We start from the raw sequence: 1530 nt of genomic DNA on the forward strand, positions 1-1530 counted from the left end.
CGTTATCGTTGCTCACGGTGGCGTACCTCGTGGTTGGGTGGACTCGTGACAAGCCCATTCCAACCCGGTACGCCGCCTCTCCTCAACTCAGGGGCGTGCACCAGATTCGGTCATATCTCCAGCAGTCACCCGGCTTGGGCTTGAGCACCGTGTGGCACTGCTCGCACTCGTAGAACCACTGGCTGACCTTATCCCTGTTTCGTGTAGTTCTTGACCAACGGTTTACGCGGCGTTTTTTCGCTGTGTTGACCTGCCCCCACAGAGCCGTACCACAGGAAACTAGGTAGAGTCCGTCATTCAGAGAGGACGGACATGCGCAAAAGTCGATTCACCACGGAACAAATCATCGGGTTCATCAAGCAGGCCGAGGCTGGCATGGCAGTGTCGGAGCTGCCCCGGCAACATGGCTTCAGTCCGGCCAGCTTCTACGCGTGGCGTGCGAAGTGCGGCGGCATGGAGGTGGAAGACGCCAAGCGCCTGAAGGCGCTGGAGTTGGAGAACAACCGCCTGAAGCGGCTCCTGGCGGAAGCGCACCTGGACATTGAGGCGCTGAAGATCGGCTTCGGGGTAAAACGCTAGCCCCGCAACGCAAACGCGAGGCGGTCCGCCGCATGCTGGAGGCTTCGGCCGTGAGCGAGCGACGGGCCTGCCGCCTTGCGGGGCTATCCCGCGACGCCTTCCGTCATCCGCCCGAGCCGGCACCTGCGACGCAGGCGCTGTCGGCCAGGATCATCGAACTGGCACAGGTGCGCCGCAGGTTCGGCTATCGCCGTCTGCACGACCTGCTGCGCCTGGAGTATCCGACCGTGAACCATAAGAAGGTCTACCGCCTCTATCGCGAGCCAAACCTGGCCGTGCGCCGTCGCAAGAAGATCCGCAGGCCGCCTGGCGAGCGCCAGGCCCTGGCGGCTGCTGCCGCGCCCAATGCAGTCTGGAGCATGGATTTTGTCAGCGACGCGCTGGCCAACGGCCGCCGCTTGAAGTGCCTGACGGTGACCGATGACTTCACCCATGAGTGCGTCAACATCACCGTCGACCATGGCATCAGCGGCGCCTATGTCGTCCGTGCCCTGGACCAAGCCGCCCGGTTCCGCGGTTATCCGCGCGCCGTACGCACCGACCACGGCCCCGAGTTCACCAGTCGCGCCTTCATCGCGTGGACCCAGCAGCACGGCATCGCGCACCTGCTGATCAAGCCCGGACGCCCCATGCAAAACGGCTACATCGAGAGCTTCAACGGCAAGTTCCGCGACGAGTGCCTGAACGAGCACTGGTTCACGTCACTCGCCCAAGCCCGCGACGTGATCAGCGAGTGGCGGCGCGACTACAACGAGGTCAGACCCCACAGCAGCTGTGGCCGCATCCCACCCGCCCAGTTCGCTGCCAACCACCGTATCCAAATCCATCAACGAGATATGACCGAATCTGGTGCACGCCCCTGAGTTGAGGAGAGGCGGCGTACCGGGTTGGAATGGGCTTGTCACGAGTCCACCCAACCACGAGGTACGCCACCGTGAGCAACGATAACGT

Annotated in this window: 1 protein-coding gene; it reads left to right on the top strand. The window is 63.3% G+C overall.

The window, feature by feature from the left end:
* Positions 1 to 312: 312 nt before the first annotated feature.
* A protein-coding gene (locus ML342_RS11505) for an IS3 family transposase (RefSeq protein ID WP_439655200.1) occupies positions 313 to 1442 on the top strand; the annotation gives its coding sequence in 2 pieces (ribosomal slippage) (positions 313 to 568 and positions 568 to 1442; 1131 coding nt in all).
* Positions 1443 to 1530 lie beyond the last annotated feature (88 nt).

The organism is Thermomonas alba (assembly GCF_022419205.1).
GTDB classification, from domain to species: Bacteria; Pseudomonadota; Gammaproteobacteria; order Xanthomonadales; family Xanthomonadaceae; genus Thermomonas; species Thermomonas alba.